This window comes from Lacinutrix mariniflava (assembly GCF_001418015.1).
In the GTDB taxonomy this organism is placed as follows: Bacteria; Bacteroidota; Bacteroidia; order Flavobacteriales; family Flavobacteriaceae; genus Lacinutrix; species Lacinutrix mariniflava.
In genome coordinates this window covers 1-1,997 of the sequence record NZ_LIQG01000012.1, presented here as the reverse complement: position 1 = coordinate 1,997, position 1,997 = coordinate 1, and the positions used below count along the sequence as shown (strand labels likewise).

At 39.4% G+C, this 1,997-nt stretch carries 1 protein-coding gene; it reads right to left on the bottom strand.

Annotation, left to right across the window (positions count from 1 at the left end; all coding sequences use genetic code 11):
* Positions 1-1,997, bottom strand: a 1,997-nt coding sequence (locus ASC44_RS00095) for a beta strand repeat-containing protein (RefSeq protein ID WP_420835935.1), incomplete at both ends; no start/stop codon positions are given.

Sequence of the window (1,997 nt, the reverse complement as noted above, 5' to 3'; positions counted from 1 at the left end):
TACTGATGTTATTGTTGCTGTTTCTGTTGGCTGTAATGTTGATGGACTTACCACTGCATTACTTAATCCAATAGTTGCATCTGTTATTGTTACATTAGTAATCGTTGTACTTCCTGTGTTTTCAACAGTAAAAGTATACGTTACCTGGTCACCTGCTCCTAATAAACTATCGCCATTAGTATCGGTTAAAGGACTTACGCCTTTAGTTAATGCGATACTACTTGCTGTTGGTAATGGACTATTGGTTGGATCGTTATCGGCTCCTGTATCATCTGCTGCGTTTCCTGAATCCGAAGCATCGGTTACTGGTGTTCCGCTAGCATCTGTTCCACTTGCTAAAGCTTCATTACTAATTGTTCCTGCGTTGATATCTGCTTGTGTTAAGCTATAACTTGCTGTAAACGTAATAATATCACCTGGGATAGCATCAAAAGCATCGGCATCGCCATCAAGATCTGCACCTCCCATACTATATAATGGACTTGGTGTTGTTCCTGTTCCTGTAAAGGTTGTTTCACCAACTGTTACATCGTTTACTGTTACGTTTCCTGTATTTTCTACTGTATATACATAATCGATTTGATCATTTACATCTAATCCTGTTGGTGCATTATCAACATAAGTACTTGTTTTTACTAAGGTTAATGCTGGTGTTGCTGGAATTGATGTGTTTGTTGCATCATTATCGGCTCCGGTATCATCTCCTGTATTTCCAGAATCTGAAGCATCCATTACTGCTGCTCCACTTGGATCAGTTCCGTTGGTTGCTGCTTCATTAGTTACTATTCCTGCATCAATATCTGCTTGTGTTAAGCTATACGTTGCACTGAATTGTAATACATCTCCTGGATTAGCATCGAAGTCATCCGCGTCGCCATCTAAATCAAAACCACCTCCTGTATATACTGGTGTTGGTGTTGCTCCTGTTCCTGAGAACGTAGTTTCTGCTACTGTAATATCATTTACTGTAGTGTTTCCTGTGTTCTCAACAGTATAAGTATAGGTAATTGTATTTGTTGCTAAGTTTAATGTTGAACTCTTTGTTAATGTCAACGCTGCACTTAATGGTAATGGCGTTACGGTATCATCATCGCCTGCTCCGGTGTCATCTGCTGGATTTCCAGAATCTGAATCGTCACTTACTGTATTTCCGTTTGGATCTTCTCCTTCAGCTACAGCTGTATTGATTACTTGTCCTGCATTAACATCTGCTTGCGTAATCGTATAACTTGCACTTAAGGTCTGATTTGACATTGGTGCTAAGCTTGCAATTGTACCAACTAAATTTGGCGTTAAATTACTATCTGTGACATCAATACTTGTTACGGTTACATTTCCTGTATTGGTTACTACAAATGTGTAGTTGATTTGATCACCTGGACTTACAACGCCATCGCCATTAGTATCTACATATGAACTTGTTTTTACTAAGGTTAATTCTGGTGTTGATAAGATTGGTAAGTTCGTTGGATCATTAGTATCATCTGCATCGGCATCACTGTTTCCTGGTTGACCTTCGTCATCATTTGGATTCGTACTATCTGATGTATCTGTTACTACTGTTCCGTTTGGATCTGTTCCATTTACAGTTGCTGTATTTTCTACAGTTCCTGCATTAACATCCGCTTGTGTAATCGTGTATATTGATGTGATGGTTCCTGTTTCGGTTGGTTGTAATGTTGATGGACTAACCACTGCATTACTTAATCCGATAGTAGCATCTGTTATACTTACATTATCAATAGTAGTACTTCCTGTGTTTTCAACAGTAAAAGTATACGTTACTTGATCTCCTGCGCCTAATAAACCATCGCCATTAGTATCTGCTAAAGCACTTACGCCTTTAGTTAATGCAATACTACTTGCTGTTGGTAATGGACTTGTTGTTGGATCATTATCTGCTCCTGTATCATCGGCTGCGTTTCCTGAATCCGATGCATCCGTTACTGCTGTTCCGCTAGCGTCTGTTCCACTGGCTAAGGCTTCATTACTAATCG